The organism is Rhodococcus sp. NPDC056516 (assembly GCF_042794655.1).
Classification (GTDB): domain Bacteria; phylum Actinomycetota; class Actinomycetes; order Mycobacteriales; family Mycobacteriaceae; genus Rhodococcus_F.
Window position 1 is genome coordinate 35,115 of record NZ_JBHTTG010000004.1, and the last position, 23,474, is coordinate 58,588.

Below are 23,474 nucleotides of genomic sequence, written 5' to 3' on the forward strand. Positions count from 1 at the left end.
CGTTTCGGTAGCGGTAGCTACCAAAACGGCGCACAGGGGCCGAAGGCCCTACAGAACTATGTTCACCATCTTGCCCGGCACAACGATCACCTTGCGCGGCGCTTTGCCCTCGAGCAGAGCGACGATCTTCTCGTCGGCCAGCGCGATCTCTTCGACAGCCTTGCGATCGGCATCCGCCGGGACGCTGATGCGGCTGCGGACCTTGCCGTTGACCTGGATCGGGTACTCGACGGTGTCCTCCACGAGCCACTTCTCCTCGACTGCCGGGAAGGGTCCGTGTGCAAGGGATTCCGTGTGACCCAGACGCGACCAAAGCTCTTCCGCGAGGTGCGGCGCCAGGGGAGCGAGCATCAGCACCAACGGTTCGACAGCGGCACGCGGCGCACCGCCGGGGAACGCCTTGGTGAGGTGGTTGTTGTACTCGATCAGCTTCGCGGCCGCCGTGTTGTCGCGTAGGGCCGTGTAATCCTCGATGACACCGGAAATCGCCTTGTTGAGCGCTCGCAGAGTCTCTTCACCGGGTGCTTCGTCGGTGACACGGGGCTTGCCGGTCTCCTCGTCGATGACGACGCGCCACACTCGCTGCAGGAATCGCGCAGCACCGACGACGTCCTTGGTCGCCCACGGGCGCGAGGTGTCCAGCGGACCCATCGACATCTCGTACACACGTAGGGTGTCTGCGCCGAACTCGGCGCAGATCTCGTCCGGCGCAACGGCATTCTTCAGGCTCTTGCCCATCTTGCCGTACTCGCGGTTGACTTCGGCGCCCTCGTAGAAGAACTTGCCGTCACGCTCGACGACCTCTTCTGCGGGCACGTAGACGCCGCGGGCATCGGTGTACGCGAATGCCTGGATGTAGCCCTGGTTGTACAGGCGGCGGTACGGCTCGCTCGAGGACACGTAGCCCAGGTCGAACAGAACCTTGTGCCAGAAGCGCGAGTACAGCAGGTGCAGCACCGCATGCTCGACGCCGCCGACGTAGAGGTCGACTCCACCGGGATCGTTGGGGCCGTGCAGTTCCGGACGCGGGCCCGTCCAGTACGCCTCGTTCTGCGGGTCGCAGAAGGCGTCCTGGTTGGTGGGGTCGATGTAGCGCAACTGGTACCACGAGCTGCCAGCCCACTGCGGCATGACGTTGGTGTCGCGGTGGTACGTCTGCAGACCATCGCCGAGATCGAGCTCGACGTTGACCCACTCGGTCGCCTTGTTCAGCGGGGGAGAGGGCTCGGAGTTGGCGTCGTCCGGATCGAAGGACACCGGTGCGTAGTCCTCGACCTCGGGAAGTACCACGGGCAGAGCCGAATCCGGCAGAGCGTGTGCGTTGCCGTCCGCGTCGTAGACGATCGGGAAAGGCTCGCCCCAGTAACGCTGACGCGCGAAGAGCCAGTCGCGCAGCTTGTACTGGATGGTGCCCTTGCCCTGCCCGCTCTCCTCGAGGCGGCTGATGACGGTCGCCTTGGCCTCGGCCACGTCCAGACCGTCGAGGTAGTCGGAGTTCACCAGCGGACCGTCACCGGAATACGCAGCCTCCGAAACATCCCCACCGGCAATAACTTCGAGAATATCCAGACCGAATGCGTTCGCGAACTCCCAGTCACGGTGATCGTGTCCCGGAACTGCCATGATCGCGCCGGTGCCGTAGCCCGTCAGAACGTAGTCGGCGATGAAGATCGGAACCTTGTGTCCGTTAACCGGATTGACCGCGTAGGAACCGAGGAAGACGCCCGTCTTCTCCTTGTTTTCCTGGCGCTCCAGGTCGGTCTTGGCGGCAATCGACTTACGGTATGCAGCAACAGCTTCCGCCGGAGTCGTGGCACCGCCAGTCCAGCGTGCGTCGACACCTTCGGGCCACTCATCCGCGACGAGCTTGTCCACCAAGTAGTGCTCAGGAGCCAGCGTCACGTAGGTGGCGCCGAACAGCGTGTCCGGACGGGTAGTGAACACATCGACGCCGTACTCGCCTGCGGCAAAGGTAACTTCGGCACCGTAGGAGCGTCCGATCCAGTTACGCTGCATGGCCTTGACCTTGTCCGGCCAATCCAGGTACTCGAGATCGTCGACCAGGCGATCGGAGTACGCGGTGATGCGCATCATCCACTGCTGGAGGTGCTTACGGAACACGGGGAAGTTTCCGCGGTCACTACGACCGTCGGCGGTGACTTCCTCGTTGGCCAGCACGGTGCCCAAACCGGGGCACCAGTTGACCATCGAATCCGACTGGTAGACAAGGCGGTACGAGTCCAGAACCTTGGCCTTCGCGGCCACGTCCAACGAAGCCCACTCGCGTCCGTCTTCCAGAGCGCGCTCACCGGAATCGAACTCGGCTTCCAACTCGGAGATACGACGCGCCTTGCCGGCTTCCTTGTCGTACCAGGCGCCATGGATCTGCAGGAAGATCCACTGCGTCCAGTGGTAGAAGTCGACATCCGTCGTCGCGAGACTACGACGCTCGTCGTGACCCAGACCCAGGCGTCGCAGCTGGCGCTTCATGTTGGCGATGTTGGACTCGGTGGTGGTCCGCGGGTGGGTACCCGTCTGCACCGCGTACTGCTCGGCCGGAAGCCCGAAGGCGTCGTAGCCGAGGGTGTGCAGGACATTGCGGCCCTGCATGCGATGGAAGCGCGCGAAGACGTCCGTAGCGATGTATCCGAGCGGGTGACCGACGTGCAGGCCCGAACCCGAGGGGTACGGGAACATGTCCTGAACGAAGAGCTTGTCGGCGGGAACACCGTCGGGCGAGGAGAGCGGACCGACCGGATTGGGCGCGTTGAACGTGCCGTCCTCACTCCAGCGGTCCTGCCAGTGCTGCTCGATCTGGCCGGCGAGCTCCGCGGTGTAGCGGTGCTGCGGAGTTGCGTCGGCTGGTGAATCGGGGGACTGCGGAGACTCGGTCACTGTGGTCGCTATCTACTTGGCTGACGGAAATACCGATAACCAGGGTAGAGCCTGTGCGACCCGGGCATACCATCAACTCCACCCGCGCCTATCCTGTATGGGTGATCGTTGTCGCTGTGGTGCTATTCGTGCTCGCTGTCGCCGTCGGTGGAGTTGCTGTCGCCGGACTGATCGGCAAACTCCCGCGCAACCGCTGGGCCGGTGTCCGCACCGAGGATTCCCTGCGGAGCGATGAGTCGTTCGCTCTCGCCAACAAGGTGGCCGGTCCGACCATGCTCGCGGCCGCCGGAATGTTGGTCATCGGCGGAGTCGCAGCACTGACCATCGGCGGAGTCTTCGGTGTCGCAGTCGCGATCATCGCCGTCGTCGTCGCCGTCCTCACTGCCGGTTTCGGTGGAGGCATCGGCGCGCGCGCAGCCGCCGCACTCCCGCAGCAGAGCGGATGCGGTAACGACTGCAACTGCGGCGGCCACTCCGAGCCCGCCGCAGACGAGCCGGTGGCAGAGACCCCCGATGCCAAGGCGAACGCTGCCGCTTGCGGTACCGCTTCCTGCGGTGCCTGCGCGCTCAAGGATGCTTGCCAGCCGGCTCATTGATTCACGTGAAACATCGCGTGATCGACCCGGCCGGGGTCGTATTCGGGCTAGTGGTTCCGCTGCTGTGTGCGGTCTTCGGCTTCGTCCTGACAAAGATTTGGGAGCCTCGCCTCCCGGAACAGATCGCAACTCACTGGACCACCACCTCGCCGGACGGCTTCTCCACCCCGTCGGCCAACGCATGGACGATTGCACTTCTGACCCTGCTTTTCGGTGGGGGTCTCAGCGCGATTGCCGCTCTTGCACCCGCGATGTTGATGATGCGTCGATTCATGTTGGTCGTCGGGCTGAGCGTGGTCGGGCTCATCACGAGCGTGAACTTCGCATTGCTCTACAACCAACTCGATGTCGCCGATCCGTCCACGACGTCACTCCCGCTGTGGTCTATCGGTGTCGGCTTTGGCGTGGGCGGGGTGCTGGGGTGGATGGGCGCCTCGTTCCTGCGTGACTACCGCGTCCGCACGGTTGCCACGACCACACCCTCGGCTGGGTTGCCGCGAAGCAGCGGCCCTCTTCCTATCTCCGACGACGTCGGATTCAGCGCCAAGGGGTCGGTGATCCTCACGGCGATCACTCTGTCGCCCGGAGTTGTCATGGCGCTGGGGACACGGTCACTCTGGCCGCTGTTCATCTTCGGGGCACTCGGCCTGCTCGTCGTCAGCCTGGTTCGCTTCCGGGTGATCGTCGACGACCGGGAGATCCGGGTGATCAACATGGGGATGGCTGCGATGACCTACGACATCGACGAAGTTGTCGGCGCCGACGTCGCGGAGATCAAACCGTTCGCGGACTTCGGCGGCTGGGGAGTCAAGACCAAGGGTCGTCGCAACTACGGCGTCGTCACCCGCACCGGACCCGCGGTGGTCATCACGTTCGCCAGTGGCGACCGACTCACGATCACGACGCCGAAAGCCGAAGACATCGCCGGGTCCCTCAACCGACTGGCCGACGCCCGGTCTCGGTAGCCGCCGAGCCCGAACCGATCGCTTCCTGAGTCTTCTCGAGATACCCGCATGCCGCCGCTCTGGCTTTGGTGACATCGCGTTCGGCAATGGCTTCGGCGACTCCCTGATGATGTGCCGACGTCAGCGACGGCGGATGCACCCCTTCGGTCACCTCGTACGTGGCGCGGACGGTTTCGAGGATTCCGGCAAACAGATCTTTCAGCACGGGATTGTGGGCGGCATCGACGACGGCAATGTGAAACGCGAGATCGACGTCGACGAAGTTCTCGGCCGGGAGGTCACGCTTGGCGGCCAGCTCACGAAGTATCCGGACGTCGTCGTCGTTGCGACGCTCACACGCCAAGCGGACTGCTTCCATCTCGAGCGCACGACGCACTTCGAAGACGTATTTCATCTCGTCCACGGACGCATGCTTGCCGAGCAGTCCGCCGATGTCGGTCCGAGCGCGCACGAAGGTCCCTGATCCGCGACGGATCTCGAGAACTCCCGTCGAGGTCAATGTCTTGATCGCTTCGCGCACGGTGTTCCGGCCGACGCCGAGAACACTCATCAGCTCCGGCTCGGTCGGAACACGATTGCCCACTGTCCAGACGCCATCTGAGATCTGCGTGCGCATCCAGTCGAGGGATTGCTCATACGCGGACTCTTTGCGAACAACGGTCATCTACTCATCCTCACAGCATTCGCGGCGATCATTCCACTCACCTACGATACGTAGGACGACCCATGTATTTTCGCACTCTGTCTTCAGGAGGGGCTTCCCACGTCCGCCACAGCTGTCGCCAACGAAGAACGCACACGCCGCACCAATCGACACTTCTACGGCGTGGGCTACGTCCTCACCGTGATCCTCTTGGGCGCGAACATGCCCACCTCCGTCTACGGGCTGTACCGGACCGAGTTCGGATTCACGCCCACCATCCAGACGCTGATCTACGGCGTCTACGTCGCCGGCCTAGTTCCGGCGTTGCTGTTCTTCGGACCGCTGTCCGACGCCCTCGGCCGGCGCACCGTGCTCCTTACTGCACTCGCACTGAGCGTCGTCGGCACGCTCGTTCTGGCATTCGCCGACGCGACGGTGTGGTTGTTCGTCGGCCGTGTCGCTCAGGGAATCGCGGTGGGCGCGGCCAGTGCCGCAGGCAGTGCCGCGCTGGTGGAGCAGGAACCGAAGTTCGATCACCGACGGGCCGCGCTCGTCTCGACGGTGACGGGCGCGTTGGGCGGTGCACTCGGACCACTCGTGTCCGGTGCGATCGCCCAGTATCTTCCGCAACCTCTGCGGTTGCCGTATCTGATCTTCCTCGTCGCGTTCATCCCGGCACTGATCGTGTTGCTGCTGCTGCCGCGGATCGGGGACATCACACGCCCGAAGCGGTTCTTCCAGATGCCACATGTTCCCGCCGCCATCCGAGAGACGTTCTGGCTGAGCTCGCTCGCCGTCGCGCTGTCGTGGGGCGCAGTCGGGCTCTTCCAGTCGGTGGTCCCGTCATGGATGACCGACCTGCTGACCATCGACAACCTTCTACTCGGCGGTGGGGCGGCTGCGCTGGTGATGATCTGTTCGGTGATCGCGCAACTCGGCGGAAGTCGCATGGACCCGCGCACGTCCGTCACCGTCGGCCTGGGAATCCTCGCCCTCGGAATGATCGGTTTGCTCGTGGTCGACCTCGTCCCGAGCCTGGCACTGCTGAGCGTCATCACCGTCGTGGTCGGTGCCGGACACGGTCTGGCCTTTGCCGGCGGAATGAAGCGCGTCAACGCCGCCGCCCGAACCCACGCCCGCGAGAGCCACGGCGGAGTTCTGGCCGCGTTCTTCACCGTCAGCTACGCGGGACTGGCGATCCCGTCGATCATCGCGGGTATCGCCATCACGATCCAGGGAATGCAGACGGCCATCATCGAGCTGTCGATCATCGGAACGCTGCTGTGCCTGGCCGTGATGGGCTTCAACCTTCGTGGGGCTCGAGAGCCCGCCCGAGCACGCCGTTATCCTTAACCAGGTGAAGTTTCTCAGCAGGTTCTACATCGACGGGTTCATCCTCGGCATCATCATCGCCGGCGTGCTCGGAAGTGTGTTCCCGGTATCGGGTACCGCGGAGAGCATTCTGAACTGGGCCACCAAGATCGCCATCGGCTTCCTGTTCCTGCTCTACGGCGCACGACTCTCGCCGCAGGAGGCGTGGAAGGGCGTCAAGCACTGGCGACTGCACACCGTCGTCCTCGCGGCGACGTTCGTGCTGTTCCCACTGATCGGCCTAGCACTGCGATTCCTGTCGCCGACCCTGATCAGCGACGAGCTCTACACGGGCATCCTCTACATGTGCCTGGTTCCGTCGACGGTTCAGTCTTCGATCGCGTTCACCTCGATCGCCAAGGGGAACGTCGCAGGCGCGATCGTCAGTGCGTCGTTCTCCAACCTGATCGGCGTCTTCGTCACACCGCTGCTGGTGGTTCTGCTGATGAACACCACCGGCCAGGCGACAGTCGACTTCTCGTCGATCCTCGACATCGTCGTGCAGTTGCTGATCCCGTTTATCGTCGGTCAGCTGATCCGCCCGCTGGTGATCGGATGGCTGCAGAAGTACGCAGAACCCACCAAGTACGTCGATCGCGGATCTATCCTCCTCGTTGTCTTCGCCGCCTTCAGCGAAAGCATGAAGGAGGGAATCTGGAGCACCATCACGATCTGGCAGATCGTGATCCTCACAATCGTGTGCTGCCTGATTCTCGCGCTGGTTCTCGGCGTGACCACTCTCGCGGGGCGCAAGCTCGGGTTCGATCTTCCCGATCAGATCGTCATCATCTTCTGCGGGTCGAAGAAGTCCTTGGCAACGGGCCTACCGATGGCGGCTGTGCTGTTCGCCGGCCAGCCCGTCGGCCTGATCGTGTTGCCGCTGATGATCTTCCATCAGATCCAACTGATCGTCTGTGCTGCGATGGCGCAACGCTTCGCGAATCGGGATCCGGTCAGCGTCAGCTAGCGAGCAACTCGTCTCGGGTCGCATCGACACAGCCACAACCACCCTGCAGTTGAGCACAATCGATGAACAACGCGTGGCGGACCGATGCCAAGTCGACGCAGTTCACGCCGGTGCATTCGAGTGATCCGTCGGCATGTCGCAGCAAAGAATCGTGGCAGTGATCGACATCCGAAACACAATCTGCGCACTGGATCTGACGCTCAACGATCATTGCTGCCACCTCTCTCGAAAACGATGACACAGGAATATCATCGACCTCCGACAGGTCAGTTCCGTTCAACCTCGATGGGGTGGCTGGCCAGCATTGCCACGGGGAGCGGTTGGCGTCGTAGCACCCGTGCCCAGACGTCGACACGCGGCGGCGTCAGCACATCCGACGGCAGTGAGCTGATCACCATCCAATCCTCACGCTCGAGCTCCGAATCAAGCTGCCCCAGAGTCCAACCCGAGTAACCGGCAAAAATGCGGATCCCTTCGACCAGGGGCGCGATGACCGCCGGATCCGAGTCAAGGTCCACCATGACAACTTTGCCGTCCACCCGCCGCAGGCCGGCGACGCCGTCGATCCGTGCACCGTTTCGAGCAATGCCCAGGCACAACGCCGAGTCACGCTTGACGGGTCCACCGATGTACAGCGCCGAAGGATGCGCGGTCAGCGGCGACCACTGCGGCAGCACGTTCTGCACGGCCGTCTCACTCGGCCGATTGACGACGACGCCCAAGCTCCCGGCGTCGTTGTGCTCGATCATGTAGATGACGGTGCGGCGAAATGCAGGTTCCGTGAGATCGGTCGACGACACCAACAAACTGCCCGGACGAACCTCCGGTTCTATCCAGGCCATTCGATCCTCGGGTTCTTCTGCGTGCGCCACAAAGACATCATCTCACCGACGACTGCATGCAGTGGAACGCAGACACAGGCGTGTTCAGGTCAGACCCGCCACATCGGCAAGGAGTGCCAGATGCCGCTCGAAAATCTCACTCGCATCGGTGAAGGTATCGCTTCCGTACTGCCCGAACACCTCGAAGTTCACCGAACCGAACAGCGATACCCAGACGAGAGTTGCGCGTACCGCGGCATCCGGCGGCAGGTCGGTACCCAGTTCTCTCCGCACTCCCTCGAGGTCCGTTGCCAGCGTGTCACTCAGGTCCGGGCCCTCTCGCACCGTGAGTGCACCCGCGCGATGGGCGGCGTCGATGATCCCGATCAGCCGGGTCACGACGAGGGTGCCAGGGCCGGTGGTCTGCTCGCCCGGAGCGTCGTAACCGGGGACGGGGCTTCCGAACAGCAAACCGTAGCGGGCCGGTTCCCGGATCGCCCAGCTCCGGACGGCGCGCCCGAGCGCAATGAACTGCCCGCGAAAGTCCTCTGCTGCAACGGCATCCACGGCGGCGTCTACCTCCGCGCCCAGTTCCGTGTACCCGTCCACCACCAACAAGGTCAGCAGTTCGTCGCGACTGGCGACATAGCGGTACACCGCTGATGACACGACTCCCAGATCACGTGCGACGGCCCGCAGAGACAAGGCTGCAGCGCCGACGGCAGCAAGATGCTCGCGCCCGATCCGGGTGATGTCCTGCAGGGTCTGTTCGCGCGCCCGCTCACGGGGAGTTCCAACCATGAGTCCATCTTGCCCCATTCCCGAGAGCAGTATCAACAAAAGAGAGCACTGCTCTTGACAGCACTGGAGCGCGGGTGCATTCTTGAAAACGAGAGCAGTGCTCTCAGTTCATCCGAAACGAGAAGGAGCACACCATGTCGAACCTCGAAATCGTCACCGGAGCAGGACCCGTCGGATCAGCCGTCGCGCTACAGCTCGCCGAGCAGGGAATCAACGTCCGCATCCTGACCAGGTCCGGCAGCGGACCCGAACACCCGCTGATCGAACGTCGACGCGTCGACGTCTCGGATTCCGAGGCCCTGCGCTCGGTCAGCGAGGGCGCCACGGCGATCTACCACTGCATCCACGCCGCCTACAACGCAGCCGATTGGGAGAGGGAACTCCCGGCGGCCGAGAAGGTTGTGCTCGACACGGCCGCATCCATCGGCGCCGTCGTTGTCTTTCCCGAAAGCCTCTACGCCTACAACTCCGACACCCTGATGACCGAATCCGACCCGCGCAATGCCACTGGCGGCAAGCGCGGAGTGCGCACCGCACTGCTGCGTGCTCGCGAGGCCTCGGCAACACCCACCGTCAGCGTCGTGGCCTCGGACTTCTTCGGCCCCCGCGTCCGCACCGCCCACGCCGGTGAGCGCATGGTTCCGAAGGTCATGGCAGGTAAGAAGATTCGAGTCATCGGTTCCGCAGATCAGCCACACTCGTTCACCTACATTCCCGATCTCGCAGCAGCCATGATCGCGGCAGCACACAACCCCGAACTCTGGAACTCCGTCCTCCACGCGCCCACTGGCCCCGCGCTCACCCAACGCAAGATCGCCGAGGCCTTCGCCCGCGCCGCCGGGGCGTCCCCCGCCAAGGTGGGCGTCCTGCCCGCCTGGGTGCTCGACGCCGTCGGCAAGATCAACACCGACAGCCGTGAACTCGCGGAGATGAACTACCAGTTCACCAAGCCGTTCGTCATGGATTCGAGCGCCAGCGAAGTGCTGCTCGGACTCTCGCCGACGCCGCTCGATCAGGCGGCCGAAGAGACCGTCGCCTGGTGGCGCGAGGAACAGGCTCGCGCCGCTGCCGCCTGAAGTGGTCGCACACGCTACGCGGGTGCGTACCGCCAGGAAAGTCCGCCGTCACCGAGTTCCGCTATCCAGCCACCGCCGAAAGGCCGACCCGTTTCAAGGGAATCTACGAGATCCGCGAGCATCGCGCTGATCGAAGTCCACTGAGGTTCGGCGGTGTCCGCATTCTCACGGGCATACTCGGTCACGCAGCCCGATAGCTCCCCTTGCCTTGTGTCGCAGAATAATTCGTATCCGTCGCGGTAGGCGAAGGTTATGTAGTCCGGAAGAAACTTTCCGATCGGGGTTCCAGCCGGCTGAGCACGGTCCGACAATGAGGGAACACTCTCCGGGACATCTGGCAGCTCGTACACTGCCGGGGCTCTGCGGTGATTGGCCAACAGCTCGTCCAGATTGAGCATGTCGTGTTGGGGAAGGAACTGCATCCAGGCGCCGTGGGCGAAGCCGTTCTGGACCGAGTATAGGTCTTTCAATTCGGTTGGCCATGCGATTCCGCTCAGTGCCTCGGCCCGGTCGATTTCTGATTGCGAGGCTCCGGGCGCGAACGCATCCAGTGCGTGCGGAAATCCGTTTTCGGAAAACCAGGCGGCGACCCGTTCCCATTGCCGACGCACCGATGTTGGTTCGGTCACGCTGTGAGCGTGGATACCCTCAGTCGCTTTCTGTTGCACGCCTCCTGGTCGTGGGGGGATCGTGAGGTGCCTGTCGTCGCTGTAGACGTCGCGTACTTCGACCTTGTCGCCTGACTTGAAGAGATGAATCGGCTCGAATTCCGCGACAGGCCAGATCTGGATGAAAGCTTCAGGGTCGGTTCGATCAAAGTCCCTGCCGCGCACCGAGGCTCGGATGCGGTAGCGGCCAATCGGTAGGCGCTCGAGAAATCCGAACTCGTGGACCCGTTCGCCTGTCAATCGAAGTGGCGGTAGACCGGCGACAACGCTCTCGAGCGTGCCTTCTTCGATCGTCTCCCAATCATCGAGAGCGGAAATTCCCGGGTCCACATCCAGCGTGTCGACGGTGATCCGGACCGGGCCGGCGGTCGAGCTCAACGCCAAGCGAGCGACAACGGGACTCAAACCGATGACCTTGCCGTAAGTGTGCACATACGGTTCACGAGGTCGCGGACCGAGAACCAGAACCGGAACTTCGAAATCGACCTTCGCCGTGGTAGCCATGTCGTCATTCTCCAACAGTCAGCCTTGACGCAAGAACGGAACGGGTGTTCGCTTCTTCACATGGCCTATCGCCGCACTCCGGCAGTACAGGAAAGATTGGACGCCCAACGCGCCCGACTGCTCGAGGCCGCCACGACGGCAGTGGCAACCCACGGCTATGCGGGATGTTCCATCGCCGCGGTGGCCAAAAACGCCGGCGTCGGCACCGGGACGCTATATCGACATTTCGACGGCAAGGGCGAATTGTTCGCAGAAGTGTTCCAATCAGTCTGCAGCCGTGAGGTATCCGCGGCCCGGGACGCCGGAGATAATGCCCGAAGCCTGGCAGGCAATCACCGCTCCGCGGTATCGGCGTCGGTTCGCACCTTCGCCGAACGTGCCATGCGTGCACCGGTTCTCGCCTATGCACTGCTGGTGGAACCGGTGGATCCACTCGTCGACGAACAGCGTCTCATGTTTCGCGAATCGTTCCGAGATTGCCTGGCCACCGCAATTCGCTCTGCAGTCGACACCGGTGAGATACCGCCACAGGACGCCACTCTGACGGCAGCGTGCATCGTCGGGGCAATCGGCGAGGCCCTGATCCTTCCACTGCGTGGCGGCACCACCGATCCCGCTGCGATCGACGCCATTCTCGCCTTCACCCTTCGATCGTTAGGGAGCTTCGATGACACCCACGCATGAAGTCACCAATCAGGTTCCGCCCCTGATCGATTACAACGCAGCCGAATACGCGCCGATCCTCGAGGCACTACACCGTGAAGGCGCATCGGACGCACTCGAGGAGGTTCATCGCGTCGGGATCCGCGCCGGCAGCGCACAAGCTCAGGAGTGGGGCGATCTGGCCGAGGAGCACCCACCCGTACTGAGAACCCACGACCGCTACGGCAACCGCATCGACGAGGTTCGCTACGACCCCGCCTATCACCAACTCATGAGCACCGCAGTGGAATTGGGACTGCACGGCGCTCCGTGGGTTGACCCGAATCCACACGCACACCTCGTCCGCGCCGCGAAGATGGCCGTGTGGGGTCAAACCGACGCCGGTCACGGCTGCCCCATCTCCATGACGTACGCCGTGATTCCCGCGCTGCGGCACAACACGGATCTGGCCGCGCAGTACGAACCCCTCCTGACCACGCGGCACTACGATTCGGCGCTGAAAGCTCCCCTCACCAAACCCGGATTGATCGCCGGTATGTCGATGACGGAGAAGCAGGGCGGTTCGGATGTTCGTGCCGGAACCACAAGGGCAGTAACACAATCCGACGGCAGCTACCTCTTGACGGGTCACAAGTGGTTCACCTCCGCGCCGATGTCGGACGTGTTCCTCGTCCTCGCCCAAGCGCCGGGCGGTCTGTCGTGCTTCTTCCTTCCTCGGGTCCTGCCGGACGGCTCGCTCAACAACATGTACCTGCAGCGCCTGAAGGACAAGTTGGGAAATCACTCCAACGCGAGCAGTGAGGTCGAGTACCGCGACGCTCTCGCATGGATGGTCGGCGAAGAAGGCCGGGGCGTGCGCACCATCATCGAGATGGTCAACATGACCCGGTTGGACTGCACGATCGGCACGGCCACCGGCATGCGCGTCGGCGCCCAGCAGGCAGTTCACCACGCGAATCATCGAAGTGCGTTCGGCGCCAACTTGATCGACCAACCTTTGATGCGCAACGTTCTGGCAGATCTGGCGGTGGAATCGGAAGCGTCCACCACGGTCGCGATGTGGCTGGCTGCTCTGACCGACCGCGCAACCGCAGGCGATGCCCACGCCACCGCACTACGACGCATTTCGTTGGCCGTGAGCAAGTACTTCGTCTGCAAGCGCGGACCGATCCACGCTGCCGAGGCACTCGAGTGTCTGGGCGGAAACGGATACGTGGAGGAATCCCGGATGCCGCGCCTCTATCGCGAGGCTCCGCTGCTCTCGGTGTGGGAAGGGTCCGGCAACGTCGCGGCGCTCGACACACTGCGGGCGATGGCGAAACAACCCGAAACGCTGCAGGTGTTCTTCGACGAACTGAAACAAGCGAGTGGACTGGACAGCCACTTCGATCAGGCAGTGCGAGATCTTGAAGCGGCATTCGGCGATTTCGGCGACATCGAATATCGGGCGCGAAAGATCGTCGGTGACATGGCACTCGCGCTGCAAGCCTCGCTGCTGCTCCGCTACGGGCACCCTGCGGTGGCCGACGCGTTCTGCGCGAGTCGGCTCGGAAACAGCTGGGGGAGCGTGTTCGGAACGCTGCCGAGGGGCGTCGACGTCGCGCCGATCCTCGAGCGGGCCACCGTCAAGGTCGGCGCCTGACCCACCCACTACAGTGACCGCTTATGAACCGAGCCTCGAACCGCCGCGAGGCCTGGCAGCGCGTACTGCACACACTGCGTGAATCACCAGGCCTCGGAAGGCTGGCGCTCGTCCGCTTTTCCAGCCAGTTCGGCGACGGAATGTTCCAGGCCGCGCTCGGTGGCGCAATCCTCTTCAACCCGGAACGCGAAACCGATCCGGTGGCCATAGCGGCCGGCTTTGCCGTACTGCTCCTTCCCTATTCGGTGATCGGGCCCTTTGCCGGCGCTCTGCTGGATCGCTGGGACCGCCGACTGGTGCTCCTGTGGGCGAGCGTGCTCCGCGGGCTCTTCATCCTGACCACCGCGGTGCTGCTGGTCGCCGGTGGTGGCGACACACTTTTGTTGACGTGCGCACTGGCTGCCATCGGAGTCAGCCGCTTTGTCGGGGCAGGCGTATCTGCAGCCCTACCGAAGGTCGTCCGACAATCGTGGTTGGTGGCCACCAATTCCGTTCTCACAACGGCTGGTTCGGTGGTAGCCGCCCTGGGCGCTTCGGCAGCGGTGGCGATCATCGGTGTGATCGGCGCGGGCGATCGAGCGTCAGGCGCAGCCGTGGCCGTCGCAGCACTGGGATCGGTACTCGCTGCCCTCGCCGCCGCCAGGTTCACCGCCCGCTCACTTGGTCCGGTGGCCGACGAAGTGGTCCGTGCCAGCGCCGTTCGTTCGGTAACAGCCGGACTGCGAACCGGTGCAACCGCTGTCTGGGAGGCGCCCGGCGTCACCACGGCAATGATCGGAATCGGAGCGCACCGCATCTGCTTCGGCATCAACACCCTCATCATGGTGCTGGTCCTACGCGACACCTCGAACGGCTCCCAATTGCCTGGAGGGATGGCCGGATTCGGCGTCGCCGTCGGCGCCACGGCAATCGGAATGCTGATCGCGGCGTTGATCACACCGTTCCTGATCCCGCGGATCGGCCGCTCACGGACGATCACCTACGCCCTGGTGTGCGCGGTTCTCGTCCAGCTCGCCTTCGTGACCACCCTGACGCAGGGATCGCTGCTGATCGCTGCGTTCCTGCTCGGCATCGCCGGGCAGTCCGTGAAACTCAGCGGCGACGCGGCCATGCAGATCGACATCGACGACGACCGTCGTGGCCAGGTATTCGCCTTGCAGGACACCGTGTTCAACGTGGCGTTCATCGGTGCTATTGCGGCCGCGTCGACAGTGATCGCACCCGACGGCAAGAGCGCCGGCCTGGCCATTGCCGGTGCGGGTGTCTATGCCGCCGGCTTGTCAGCGGTGCTGATCAACCGCAAGAAACGAGAAACTACCCCTGCTGGGTAGCCCACCACTTCAGCAGTTCGGCTTCGGCCTCGTCACGATCGAGCGGGCCGCGATCCAGACGCAGTTCCTTGAGGAACGTCCATGCCTTGCCCACCTGCGGGCCCGCCGGGATGTTCAGCAGTTCCATGATCGCGTTACCGTCGAGGTCCGGACGCACCCGAGCAAGGTCTTCCTGCTCCGCGATGCGCGCGATCCGCTCTTCGATGTCGTCGTACGTGGCCTGCAACTGCGCGGCGCGGCGCTTGTTACGCGTGGTGCAGTCCGCCCGGACGAGCTTGTGCAGCCGGGGGAGCAGCTCGCCCGCGTCGGTGACGTACCGCCGCACGGCCGAGTCGGTCCACTGCCCCTTGCCGTAGCCGTGAAAACGCAAGTGCAGGAACACGAGCTGAGAAACATCGTCGACCATCTGCTTCGAGAACTTCAAGGCACGCATGCGCTTGCGCACCAGCTTGGCACCGACCACCTCGTGGTGGTGGAAGCTGACGCCACCGCCTGGCTCGTTGCGCTTGGTATCCGGCTTTCCGATGTCGTGAAGCAGTGCGGCCCAACGCAATACGAGGTCCGGATCGCCTTCTTCGAGATCGATCGCCTGCTGGAGCACCGTGAGGGAGTGCTGGTAGACGTCCTTGTGCTGGTGATGCTCGTCGATCTCGAGCTTCATCTGCGGAACCTCGGGCAGCACGTACGCGGCCAGCCCGGAGTCGACCATCATGTTGATGCCGTCCACCGGGTACATGCCCAGCATCAGTTTGTTCAGTTCCACCTGCACGCGCTCGGCGGTGATTCGCTCGATCTGCGACGCCATCTCCTTGATGGCCTCGAAAACGCGATTGTTCAACGTGAAACCAAGCTGCGAGACGAACCGGGCTGCGCGCAGCATCCGCAACGGATCGTCGTTGAACGAGTTTTCCGGCGCCGACGGCGTATCGAGTTCCCCGGCCAGCAGAGCGTCCATGCCGTTCAGCGGATCGACAAACGTGTAGGAACCGTCCGCGCCGATCTTCATCGCCATCGCGTTGACGGTGAAATCGCGGCGCACCAGATCGTCGGCCAACGTCGTGCCGTACTCGACTATCGGGTTACGCGAGACACGGTCGTAAGCGTCGGCCCGGAAGGTCGTGATCTCGATCTCCTGGCCGTGCTTGATGGCGCTGATGGTCCCGAACTCGATGCCGGTGTCCCACTGCTTGTCCACCCAGCCCTTGAGCAGGGCCTGCACCTTCTCCGGCCTGGCGTCCGTCGTGAAGTCCAGATCGCCACTGAAGCGGCCGAGAATCGCGTCGCGAACACTGCCACCCACCAGGAACAGCTCGTGGCCGGCCGCAGCAAAACGCTCACCGAGCGGGTTCAACACGTCGGACAACGTGCCGAGCGTTGCAGTGGCGTCGGCAAGCAGTCGTAGGCGGCGATCAGCGTCGGAGGTAGGGACAGTCACGTGAAAGGAGCTTACTTAAGGTGCGCAAATAGCAGAACGCGCATACGAACGCGATAGACCGCTTTGCGCGGGTTACCGGGCAACGCTGCAAGGCCAACTAGTATCGATGAGGTGTCTGGTGCCGAACGAACAAACAGGAGTCGCCGCAACCCGCGGCGTCGACCTGCCGTCGGCAACCCCGATAAACCTTTGATGCGAACCGTCCGTGAAACTTCTGCGGGCGGCTTGGTCGTCGACGGCTGGGGCGGACCTCCCGAACGCCTCTGCGCTGCACTGATCGGCCGAACCGACCGGCGCGGACGCCTGCTCTGGTCGCTACCGAAGGGCCATATCGAGCAGGGTGAGACCGCCGAGCAGACCGCGATGCGTGAGGTCGAAGAAGAAACCGGTATCCAGGGAACCGTCCTGGCACCGCTGGGCAGCATCGACTACTGGTTCGTGACCGAAGGTCGACGCGTCCACAAGACCGTGCACCACTATCTCCTCCGCTTTCTCGGCGGTGAACTCTCCGACGAGGACATCGAGGTCACCGAAGTCGCCTGGGTGCCGCTGACGGAACTGCACTCGCGACTCGCTTACGCCGACGAGCGCAAACTCGCAGAACTCGCGTCCCAGATGATCGCCGAGATGCCGAGACCTGAAATGCAGCGACCTGAGATTCTGCGAACACAGCACCCGAAGGAACCGGACGCCGGATGAGAATGGCTCTGCGGCGGGCCGGTGTGGCCGCTCTGGTGATGGCCGCTGTCGGTTTCGGGCCTGCAACGACGGCCGTCTCCTGGGCCGCTCCGTCCAGCCAGCCCAGTGAGCGCGCCCCGGCGCGAAACACCAACGATGCCAAATTTCTGCAGCTGACCATCGACTCCACCGCACCGACCACGGTGACGACCACCAGCGACCGCAACGTCGTGGTCAAGGGCACGGTGAAGAACGTCGGTGATCGTCCCGTCGAGGACGTCGGCGTGAGGTTGCAACGTGCTACCGCGATCGACTCCAGTTCGGACGTGCGCGCCGCACTCGACTTCGACCAGGCCGTTTTCGACACGGTCGGCGAATTCGACACCGTTGCCACCACCCTCGACACCGGCCAGTCCAAGCAGTTCACGCTCACCTTGCCGCTGCGGAGCACTACCGGGTTGTCTCTCGACATCACCGAACCGGGCGTCTACCCGATGCTCGTCAACGTGAACGGCACCCCGGAGTACGGCGGTGCCGCCCGACTCGACGACGCACGCTTCCTGCTCCCCGTCCTCGGTGTGCCGGCCGCGGCCGAATCGAACGCCACAGCCGGAACCCCCAGTTCGTCGGCCACGGCCGTCGTTCCCCCCGACACGTCCGCCCCGATCGGCGTCACGCTCATGTGGCCGCTGGCCGACGCGCCACGACTCGTCGGCGGAATCCCGGGCGCGGTCAACGAGCCCGTGCGCCTGATCGACGACGAACTCGCTACCGAACTTTCCGACGGCGGGCGCCTGGACGCGTTGGTCGATGCGGTGGAGAACGCCACCAAGCCCGAGAGCGACACCGATCGCCGCGTCACGGATGCGCTCTGTCTGGCAATCGACCCCGACCTTCTGATCACCGTCGAGAACATGACTCGCGGATACCTCGTGGCCGACAACTCGTCCGACCCCACCGGGCCGTCGCACGAAGGCCGCGGCAGCGACGCCGCCAACCAGTGGCTCGGCCGGGTGAAGACGCTCGCGTCCTCGATGTGCACGACGGCGGTTCCGTTCGCGCAGTCCGATCTCGCCGCGGTCACCTCGGTGGCCAATCCCGAGTTGACGGCTACCGCGCTCACACGGCCGGCGGACATCGTCGACAACATCCTCGGCGTGACCTCACTGCGAGATTTCGTCTGGCCGGATTCGGGTGTCCTCGACTCGGCCACCGCAGAGGTGCTGAGCGTGAATCCCACCACAGCGATGGTGGCTGACACTTCCGTCGACTCGGCAGCTCCGCAGCTGTCGTCGCGGATAACCGGCTCACTCGACGCGCTTGCCTTCGACACCTCGGCGGCAGCAGCGTTGGCCGCCACCGGCTCGGAACCGCAGGTCCCTTCGTACATCCCCGACAACACCGCGCCGACCATCGACATCGAATCGCGCAGCGCCCGGCGTCAGGACGCGCTGGGGGCGATGGCCTGGGCCGCGCTGACGCCGACGTCGCTGCCGCGCAATCAGATCTTCGCGCCGCCGCAACTGTGGACCGCCGACAGCAACGACGCCACGGCGGTGCTCTCGATGCTCGCGACCCTCATCCGGTCCGGGCTCGCCTCACCTCAGGCCTTGCCCGCACTGCTCGGCCGGCAACCGGGCGCGACGGACGCCGCCACTCTCGACTACCCGGACCGGGCTACCCAGGACGGTCCGCAAACGTCCGTCGTCGAGACCGCAACCACCCAACTTCCGCGTATCGACGGGCTCGAAGCATCGCTCGTGGACGATCCGGCGGCTTCGCTCACCCCCCGGGGATTCACGGCGCCGCTCCGCGAAGATCTACTCCGTTCGATGACCTTGGCCGATCGCCGCAACGTCGACTCCGCTTCGGTCAATCGGGCGGAGCGGGCCGCGACCATCCGCGCCGACAACGTCACCGAAGCCGTCGACGGGATGTACCGGGCCGTCAGTGTGGTGTCTCCGGGCGGCGTCTACACCCTCGCGTCGGGGCAGAGTCCGCTCCTGCTGGTGGCGCGCAACGAGCTGCCCATCGCCATCAACGTCGACCTGCGTGTGGAAGCCCCACCCGAGATGCAGATCAGTGACATCGGTCCCAAACAGCTGCCGCCGCGAGGTAGCCGACAGTTGACTGTGCCCGCGGAAATGAACGATTCTCGCAAGCTGGAAGTCAACTTCTCGCTGACCACGACAGATGGCCGCCAATTGGGTACGCCGACCAGCGTGACCGTACGGTCGAATGCGTACGGTCGTCCCCTGGCCGCCGTGACGGCGACAGCGGGAGGGTTGCTGCTGTTCCTGGCAGGGCGACGGCTGTGGCATCGATTCAAGGGTCAGCCGGACCCAGCAGATGAAGGGTACGAACGCTCATGACCGGGAATCCACCCGAGGAGGGTCGCCGCTCGGCGATCACCCGCAAGAGTGCCACGACCCGCTCGCATCCTCGGATGCCACCGTGGGAGCGCGGCTACCCGATTCAGCCGGTCAACCCGGACGCACGTTTCGACGACGCACCCACCATGACCATCCCGGTAATTCGCGACTACCCCCGGTACCGCGAAGCCGAGATGGAATTCGCCGATCGGCAGACGATCAAGTCGGACGAGTTCGACACCGACGCTCATGTTCAGGTCGGGGAACGCAAGGAGACCAACTCTCGACTCCTCGCGGCAACCGGTTCCATCGCGATCGCGACGCTGACGAGCCGCATCACTGGGTTCGCCAAGCAGTTGATGATCCTGATGGTTCTCGGCCCCGCCATCGCCAGTTCGTTCACCGTCGCCAGCCAGATCCCGAACATGATCGCGGAACTGGTTCTGGGCGCAGTGCTGACCGCGATCGTCGTTCCCGTGCTGGTTCGCGCCGAACGGGAGGACACCGATCACGGCGAAGCGTTTGTCCGACGCCTCTTCACCGCGTCGCTCGTCCTACTCGGTATGGCCGCGCTGCTCGCGACCCTGGCAGCACCCGTACTCACCAAATACGTCTTCCTGTCCGAAGACGGCAAGGTCAGCACCGACCTGACCACGGCGCTGTCGTATCTGCTTCTGCCGGCCATCCTGTTCTACGGGCTGTCGGCGCTGTTCACAGCGTTTCTGAACACCAGACAGATCTTCAAGCCCGGAGCCTGGGCTCCCGTACTCAACAATGTCGTCGTCCTCGTGGTGCTCGTGGTCTATCGCCTGACTCCGGGTGAGATCTCGCTGAATCCGGTCTCGATGGGCGATGCAAAACTGCTCACCCTCGGTATCGGCATCACCATCGGCGTCATCGTGCAGGCCGCCAGCCTGATCCCCGCCCTTCGCCGCGAGAAGATCTCGCTCAAGCCGCTGTGGGGTCTCGACGATCGCCTGCGTCAGTTCGGCGGCATGGCCGTCGCCATCGTCTTGTACGTCCTGATCAGCCAGATGGGCATGATCTTCGCGACCAAGATTTCCTCACATGCCGACGAAGCCGGCCCCGCCATCTACAGCCAGGCCTGGTTGCTCCTGCAGCTCCCGTACGGCGTGCTCGGAGTGACGGTTCTGACCGCGATCATGCCGCGCCTGAGCCGCAACGCTGCGGCCGACGACACCCCGGCCGTCGTGGACGATCTGTCGGTCGCGACGCGTCTGACCATGATCACGCTGGTTCCGATCATCATGTTCCTGACCTTCATGGGTCCGCAGGTCGGTGAAGCGCTCTACGGTTACGGCCGCTTCGGACCCGAACAGGCCGAACGTCTCGGCACCGCCGTGAGCTGGTCGGCATTCACGTTGATTCCGTATGCGCTCGTCCTGATCCAACTTCGAGTGTTCTACGCCCGCGAACAAGCCTGGACGCCGACGTGGATCGTTCTCGGCATCACTGCAGTGAAAATCGCTTTCTCGGCGCTCGCTCCGGTCTTCGCATCCAACAGCGATCAGGTCGTGATCCTGCTCGGTGCGGCCAACGGTCTCGGATACATCACCGGCGCCGTCATCGGCGGGTACCTCCTGCACCGCAGCCTCGGAAACCTGCAGATGGCCAACGTGGGCAAGACAGTCTGGTCCGTCGTACTCGCCTCGCTGGCCGGTTCGCTGACCATGCTCGCGGTCGACCGGGTGCTCGGATTCGATCAACTCACCGAGCGTTTCGGCGGACCTGGCTCAATGGTTCGCGTCGCCGTCGGCGGCATCCTGATGCTCGCGATCACCTTCACGATTCTCTACTTCAAGAAGGTTCCGGAAGTTCTGTCGGTAACGGTTGCGGTCTCTCGCAAGATTCGTTCACTGACAGGTCGCGCCGAACCGGACACACGTAACAACACCGACGACGACGTCACCGAGCTGATTCCTGCAATCAGAACGGAATCAAACGAGCAAGAACGACCGGGTGCGCTCCCGTACCCTGGTCATGGGCGTACAGGATCGCAACCCGCGCGTATTCGGGGACGGGCTATCGATGGAGAAGGAGCGAGGGTGAGCGACGACAACGTTTCCGGCAACAAGAGTGCCGGGACTTCTGCCGTGAAAGCGTCCGAACAGAAGTCAACGGCATCGTCGGGCACACCTGCATCCACGAGTTCCTCCGCATCTGTCGGCCAGAAGCCGCAGCAGGGCCAGAAGCCACAGCAGGGCCAGAAGCCACAGCAGGGCCAGAAGCCACAGCAGGGCCAGAAGCCACAGCAGCCTGCCCAGCGGCCGGTCCAGAAGGCCGCTCCGCCGGTGCCTCCGGTCAGTGTGTCCAAGACACCTTCGGCGCCCGTGTCGAAGGCACCTTCAGCACCTGTGTCGAAGGCACCCGCACCGAAGACGCCTGCTCCGGACAAGAAGGCACCCGAATCTCAGAAGACGGCTGCCGCTCAGACACCACCGCCCGCTGCGCCTCGTACATCTGCTGCCGGATCCGCATCACGACCGGCACAGCGACCGATGCCCCGTGGACCCAAGCTCATCCCCGGCGCATCTGTCGCCGGCGGACGCTACCGTCTGCTTGCCCCGCACGGCGGAACCCGCGGGCTGCAGTTCTGGGAAGCTCTCGACGTCAAGCTCGACCGTGAAGTAGCCCTGACGTTCGTCGACGCCGATCAGCGCGGTGACGACGACAGCCAGTCCGGACCGCAGGCAGTTCTCTCCCGCACTCTGCGCCTGGGACGAATCAACTCGCCTGGTCTGGCTCGCGTCCTCGACGTCGTCCGCGGAAGCTCGGGCGGCATCGTCGTCGCCGAATGGACTCCCGGCCGCTCGCTGCGTGAAATGGCCGAGACGACGCCGTCGCCGATCGGTGCAGCGCGCGCCATCCGCGCCCTGGCGGCCGCCGCCGAAGCTGCTCACCGCACCGGCGGTGCGCTGTCCATCGATCACCCTGACCGCGTTCGCATCAGCATCAACGGTGACGCCGTACTGGCGTTCCCCGCGACGCTCGCCGACGCCGATTCCACCAGCGACGTCCGCGGCCTCGGCGCCATGCTGTACTCGCTCATCACGGCGCGCTGGCCGCTCGCCGAACCGTCCGCCGGTCCCGTCGGTGGTCTGCTTCCCGCCGGCCGCGGCGCCGACGGCAACATCGTCGAGCCTCGGGTCGTCCGTCCGGAGGTTCCTTTCGACATATCGGCCGTGGCAGTTCGAGCGTTGCAGTCGGAGAGTGGAATCCGCACTGCTGCCACCGTGCAGCACATTCTCGATCAGGCGTCCGTCGTCAACGACAAAACGGAAATGATTCCGGCACTTCGTCTCGGCCACCGCGAGCAGGGAGCGTCGGGTCATGCACTGAACGACCCGGAAGCCATCGAGGCCGAGAAGAAGAAGTCGACGCGGATGCTCGCGGCACTGACGGCTCTCGGCGTCTTCACCGTGATCGTCCTGATTCTCCTTGTGGTCTGGGTTGCGAGCTTCCTCTCGGGCGGCAGTAACGACACCCCGCTCAGCGAGCAGAGTTTCGGATTGACCACCGAAGCCACTGCGCCCGAGAACAATTCACCCGCGCCCGCACCGGCGGCGGCAACCGTGCCGGTAACCGCCTCGGCCGTAACGGTGTTCTCACCCCAGGGCACGCCGGACCAGCCGGCGACGGCGAAGAACGCCATCGACGGCAATCCAGCCACCGCATGGTCGTCGGACTCGTACTTCCAGCCCTTCCCGTCCCTGAAGAACGGCGTCGGCCTGATGGTGACGCTCGCCGATGCGGCAAACCTGAAGAACATTGCGATCACGTCTGATTCGCCCGGAACCGTCGTTGAAATCCGTTCTGCCCCTTCTGCGAATACTTCGTTGGATCAGACCAAGGAAATCGGATCCGGTGTACTGAAGAACGGTGTGACCGACATTCCGCTCTCGTCGGACGGCTCGGGTCAGTATGTCCTGGTTTGGATTACGCAGCTCAGCACCGAATCCGGACAAAACCAGACATCCATCTCGGAGATTGCATTCACTGCTGCAAAGTGATCGCCCTTGGCCCGT

The 23,474-nt window shown here is 64.0% G+C and carries 17 protein-coding genes; 11 read left to right on the forward strand and 6 right to left on the reverse strand.

The window, feature by feature from the left end:
• Positions 1 to 48: 48 nt before the first annotated feature.
• Positions 49 to 2,895 carry a leucine--tRNA ligase gene (leuS, locus tag ACFQ6Y_RS13095; protein WP_378632973.1) on the reverse strand — a complete coding sequence of 949 codons (2,847 nt, stop codon included), beginning with the start codon at positions 2,893 to 2,895 and terminating at the stop codon, positions 49 to 51.
• 101 nt (positions 2,896 to 2,996) lie between these two features.
• Here leuS and ACFQ6Y_RS13100 point away from each other — a divergent pair, with 101 nt between their 5' ends.
• Both ACFQ6Y_RS13100 and ACFQ6Y_RS13105 read left to right on the forward strand, forming a co-directional pair.
• Positions 2,997 to 3,491 (forward strand): SdpI family protein, encoded by a 495-nt coding sequence (locus ACFQ6Y_RS13100; protein ID WP_378632977.1) that lies wholly within the window; start codon positions 2,997 to 2,999, stop codon positions 3,489 to 3,491.
• 5 nt (positions 3,492 to 3,496) lie between these two features.
• Positions 3,497 to 4,456 carry a DUF1648 domain-containing protein gene (locus ACFQ6Y_RS13105; protein ID WP_378632980.1) on the forward strand — a complete coding sequence of 320 codons (960 nt, stop codon included), beginning with the start codon at positions 3,497 to 3,499 and terminating at the stop codon, positions 4,454 to 4,456.
• On the opposite strand, the gene ACFQ6Y_RS13110 is transcribed toward ACFQ6Y_RS13105, so the two are convergent.
• Positions 4,425 to 5,120 (reverse strand): FadR/GntR family transcriptional regulator, encoded by a 696-nt coding sequence (locus ACFQ6Y_RS13110; RefSeq protein ID WP_378632985.1) that lies wholly within the window; start codon positions 5,118 to 5,120, stop codon positions 4,425 to 4,427. The two genes, ACFQ6Y_RS13105 and ACFQ6Y_RS13110, sit on opposite strands and share 32 nt — an antisense overlap.
• A 162-nt stretch (positions 5,121 to 5,282) precedes the next feature.
• Between ACFQ6Y_RS13110 and ACFQ6Y_RS13115 the strand changes: the two genes are divergently transcribed.
• Together ACFQ6Y_RS13115 and ACFQ6Y_RS13120 are read left to right on the forward strand one after the other, a co-directional pair.
• The gene (locus ACFQ6Y_RS13115; RefSeq protein WP_378632990.1) at positions 5,283 to 6,452 is read left to right on the forward strand and encodes an MFS transporter; all 1,170 of its coding nucleotides are present in this window, start codon (positions 5,283 to 5,285) and stop codon (positions 6,450 to 6,452) included.
• 4 nt (positions 6,453 to 6,456) lie between these two features.
• Positions 6,457 to 7,437 (forward strand): bile acid:sodium symporter family protein, encoded by a 981-nt coding sequence (locus ACFQ6Y_RS13120; protein ID WP_003942582.1) that lies wholly within the window; start codon positions 6,457 to 6,459, stop codon positions 7,435 to 7,437.
• Between the two features lie 266 nt (positions 7,438 to 7,703).
• On the opposite strand, the gene ACFQ6Y_RS13125 is transcribed toward ACFQ6Y_RS13120, so the two are convergent.
• Together ACFQ6Y_RS13125 and ACFQ6Y_RS13130 are read right to left on the reverse strand one after the other, a co-directional pair.
• Positions 7,704 to 8,309 (reverse strand): YqgE/AlgH family protein, encoded by a 606-nt coding sequence (locus tag ACFQ6Y_RS13125; RefSeq protein WP_054831849.1) that lies wholly within the window; start codon positions 8,307 to 8,309, stop codon positions 7,704 to 7,706.
• 54 nt (positions 8,310 to 8,363) lie between these two features.
• On the reverse strand, positions 8,364 to 9,059 hold the full coding sequence (locus ACFQ6Y_RS13130; protein WP_378632998.1) for a TetR/AcrR family transcriptional regulator: 696 nt from the start codon (positions 9,057 to 9,059) through the stop codon (positions 8,364 to 8,366).
• Positions 9,060 to 9,193: 134 nt separating this feature from the next.
• Between ACFQ6Y_RS13130 and ACFQ6Y_RS13135 the strand changes: the two genes are divergently transcribed.
• Positions 9,194 to 10,135 carry an NAD-dependent epimerase/dehydratase family protein gene (locus ACFQ6Y_RS13135; RefSeq protein WP_378633001.1) on the forward strand — a complete coding sequence of 314 codons (942 nt, stop codon included), beginning with the start codon at positions 9,194 to 9,196 and terminating at the stop codon, positions 10,133 to 10,135.
• A 14-nt stretch (positions 10,136 to 10,149) separates the two neighbouring features.
• Here the strand turns inward: ACFQ6Y_RS13135 and ACFQ6Y_RS13140 are convergent, their stop codons facing one another.
• The gene (locus tag ACFQ6Y_RS13140; protein WP_378633006.1) at positions 10,150 to 11,307 is read right to left on the reverse strand and encodes an SMI1/KNR4 family protein; all 1,158 of its coding nucleotides are present in this window, start codon (positions 11,305 to 11,307) and stop codon (positions 10,150 to 10,152) included.
• Between the two features lie 60 nt (positions 11,308 to 11,367).
• Here ACFQ6Y_RS13140 and ACFQ6Y_RS13145 point away from each other — a divergent pair, with 60 nt between their 5' ends.
• From ACFQ6Y_RS13145 to ACFQ6Y_RS13155, 3 genes are read left to right on the forward strand one after another with little or no spacing between them, the layout of a single operon-like run.
• Positions 11,368 to 11,991, forward strand: a complete 624-nt coding sequence (locus ACFQ6Y_RS13145; protein ID WP_378633011.1) for a TetR/AcrR family transcriptional regulator — start codon at positions 11,368 to 11,370, stop codon at positions 11,989 to 11,991.
• A complete protein-coding gene (locus ACFQ6Y_RS13150) occupies positions 11,975 to 13,612 on the forward strand; it encodes an acyl-CoA dehydrogenase family protein (RefSeq protein WP_378633016.1) in 1,638 nt (545 codons plus the stop codon). The genes ACFQ6Y_RS13145 and ACFQ6Y_RS13150 overlap by 17 nt, the downstream gene beginning before the upstream one ends.
• 23 nt (positions 13,613 to 13,635) lie before the next feature.
• On the forward strand, positions 13,636 to 14,943 hold the full coding sequence (locus ACFQ6Y_RS13155) for an MFS transporter (RefSeq protein WP_378633019.1): 1,308 nt from the start codon (positions 13,636 to 13,638) through the stop codon (positions 14,941 to 14,943).
• Here ACFQ6Y_RS13155 and ACFQ6Y_RS13160 read toward each other — a convergent pair.
• A complete protein-coding gene (locus ACFQ6Y_RS13160; RefSeq protein WP_378541199.1) occupies positions 14,927 to 16,378 on the reverse strand; it encodes a CCA tRNA nucleotidyltransferase in 1,452 nt (483 codons plus the stop codon). The genes ACFQ6Y_RS13155 and ACFQ6Y_RS13160 overlap by 17 nt on opposite strands.
• 111 nt (positions 16,379 to 16,489) lie before the next feature.
• On the opposite strand from ACFQ6Y_RS13160, the gene ACFQ6Y_RS13165 reads away from it, so the two are divergent.
• From ACFQ6Y_RS13165 to ACFQ6Y_RS13175, 3 genes are read left to right on the forward strand one after another with little or no spacing between them, the layout of a single operon-like run.
• Complete coding sequence (locus tag ACFQ6Y_RS13165) at positions 16,490 to 17,077, forward strand: NUDIX hydrolase (RefSeq protein ID WP_378633022.1); 588 nt, start codon at positions 16,490 to 16,492, stop codon at positions 17,075 to 17,077.
• Entirely contained in the window at positions 17,074 to 19,428 is a 2,355-nt protein-coding gene (locus ACFQ6Y_RS13170) for a DUF6049 family protein (protein WP_378633025.1), read from the forward strand. Before ACFQ6Y_RS13165 ends, ACFQ6Y_RS13170 begins: the two co-directional genes overlap by 4 nt.
• Positions 19,425 to 23,459, forward strand: coding sequence for a lipid II flippase MurJ (locus ACFQ6Y_RS13175; protein ID WP_378633029.1), 4,035 nt, complete (start codon positions 19,425 to 19,427; stop codon positions 23,457 to 23,459). The genes ACFQ6Y_RS13170 and ACFQ6Y_RS13175 overlap by 4 nt, the downstream gene beginning before the upstream one ends.
• Positions 23,460 to 23,474 lie beyond the last annotated feature (15 nt).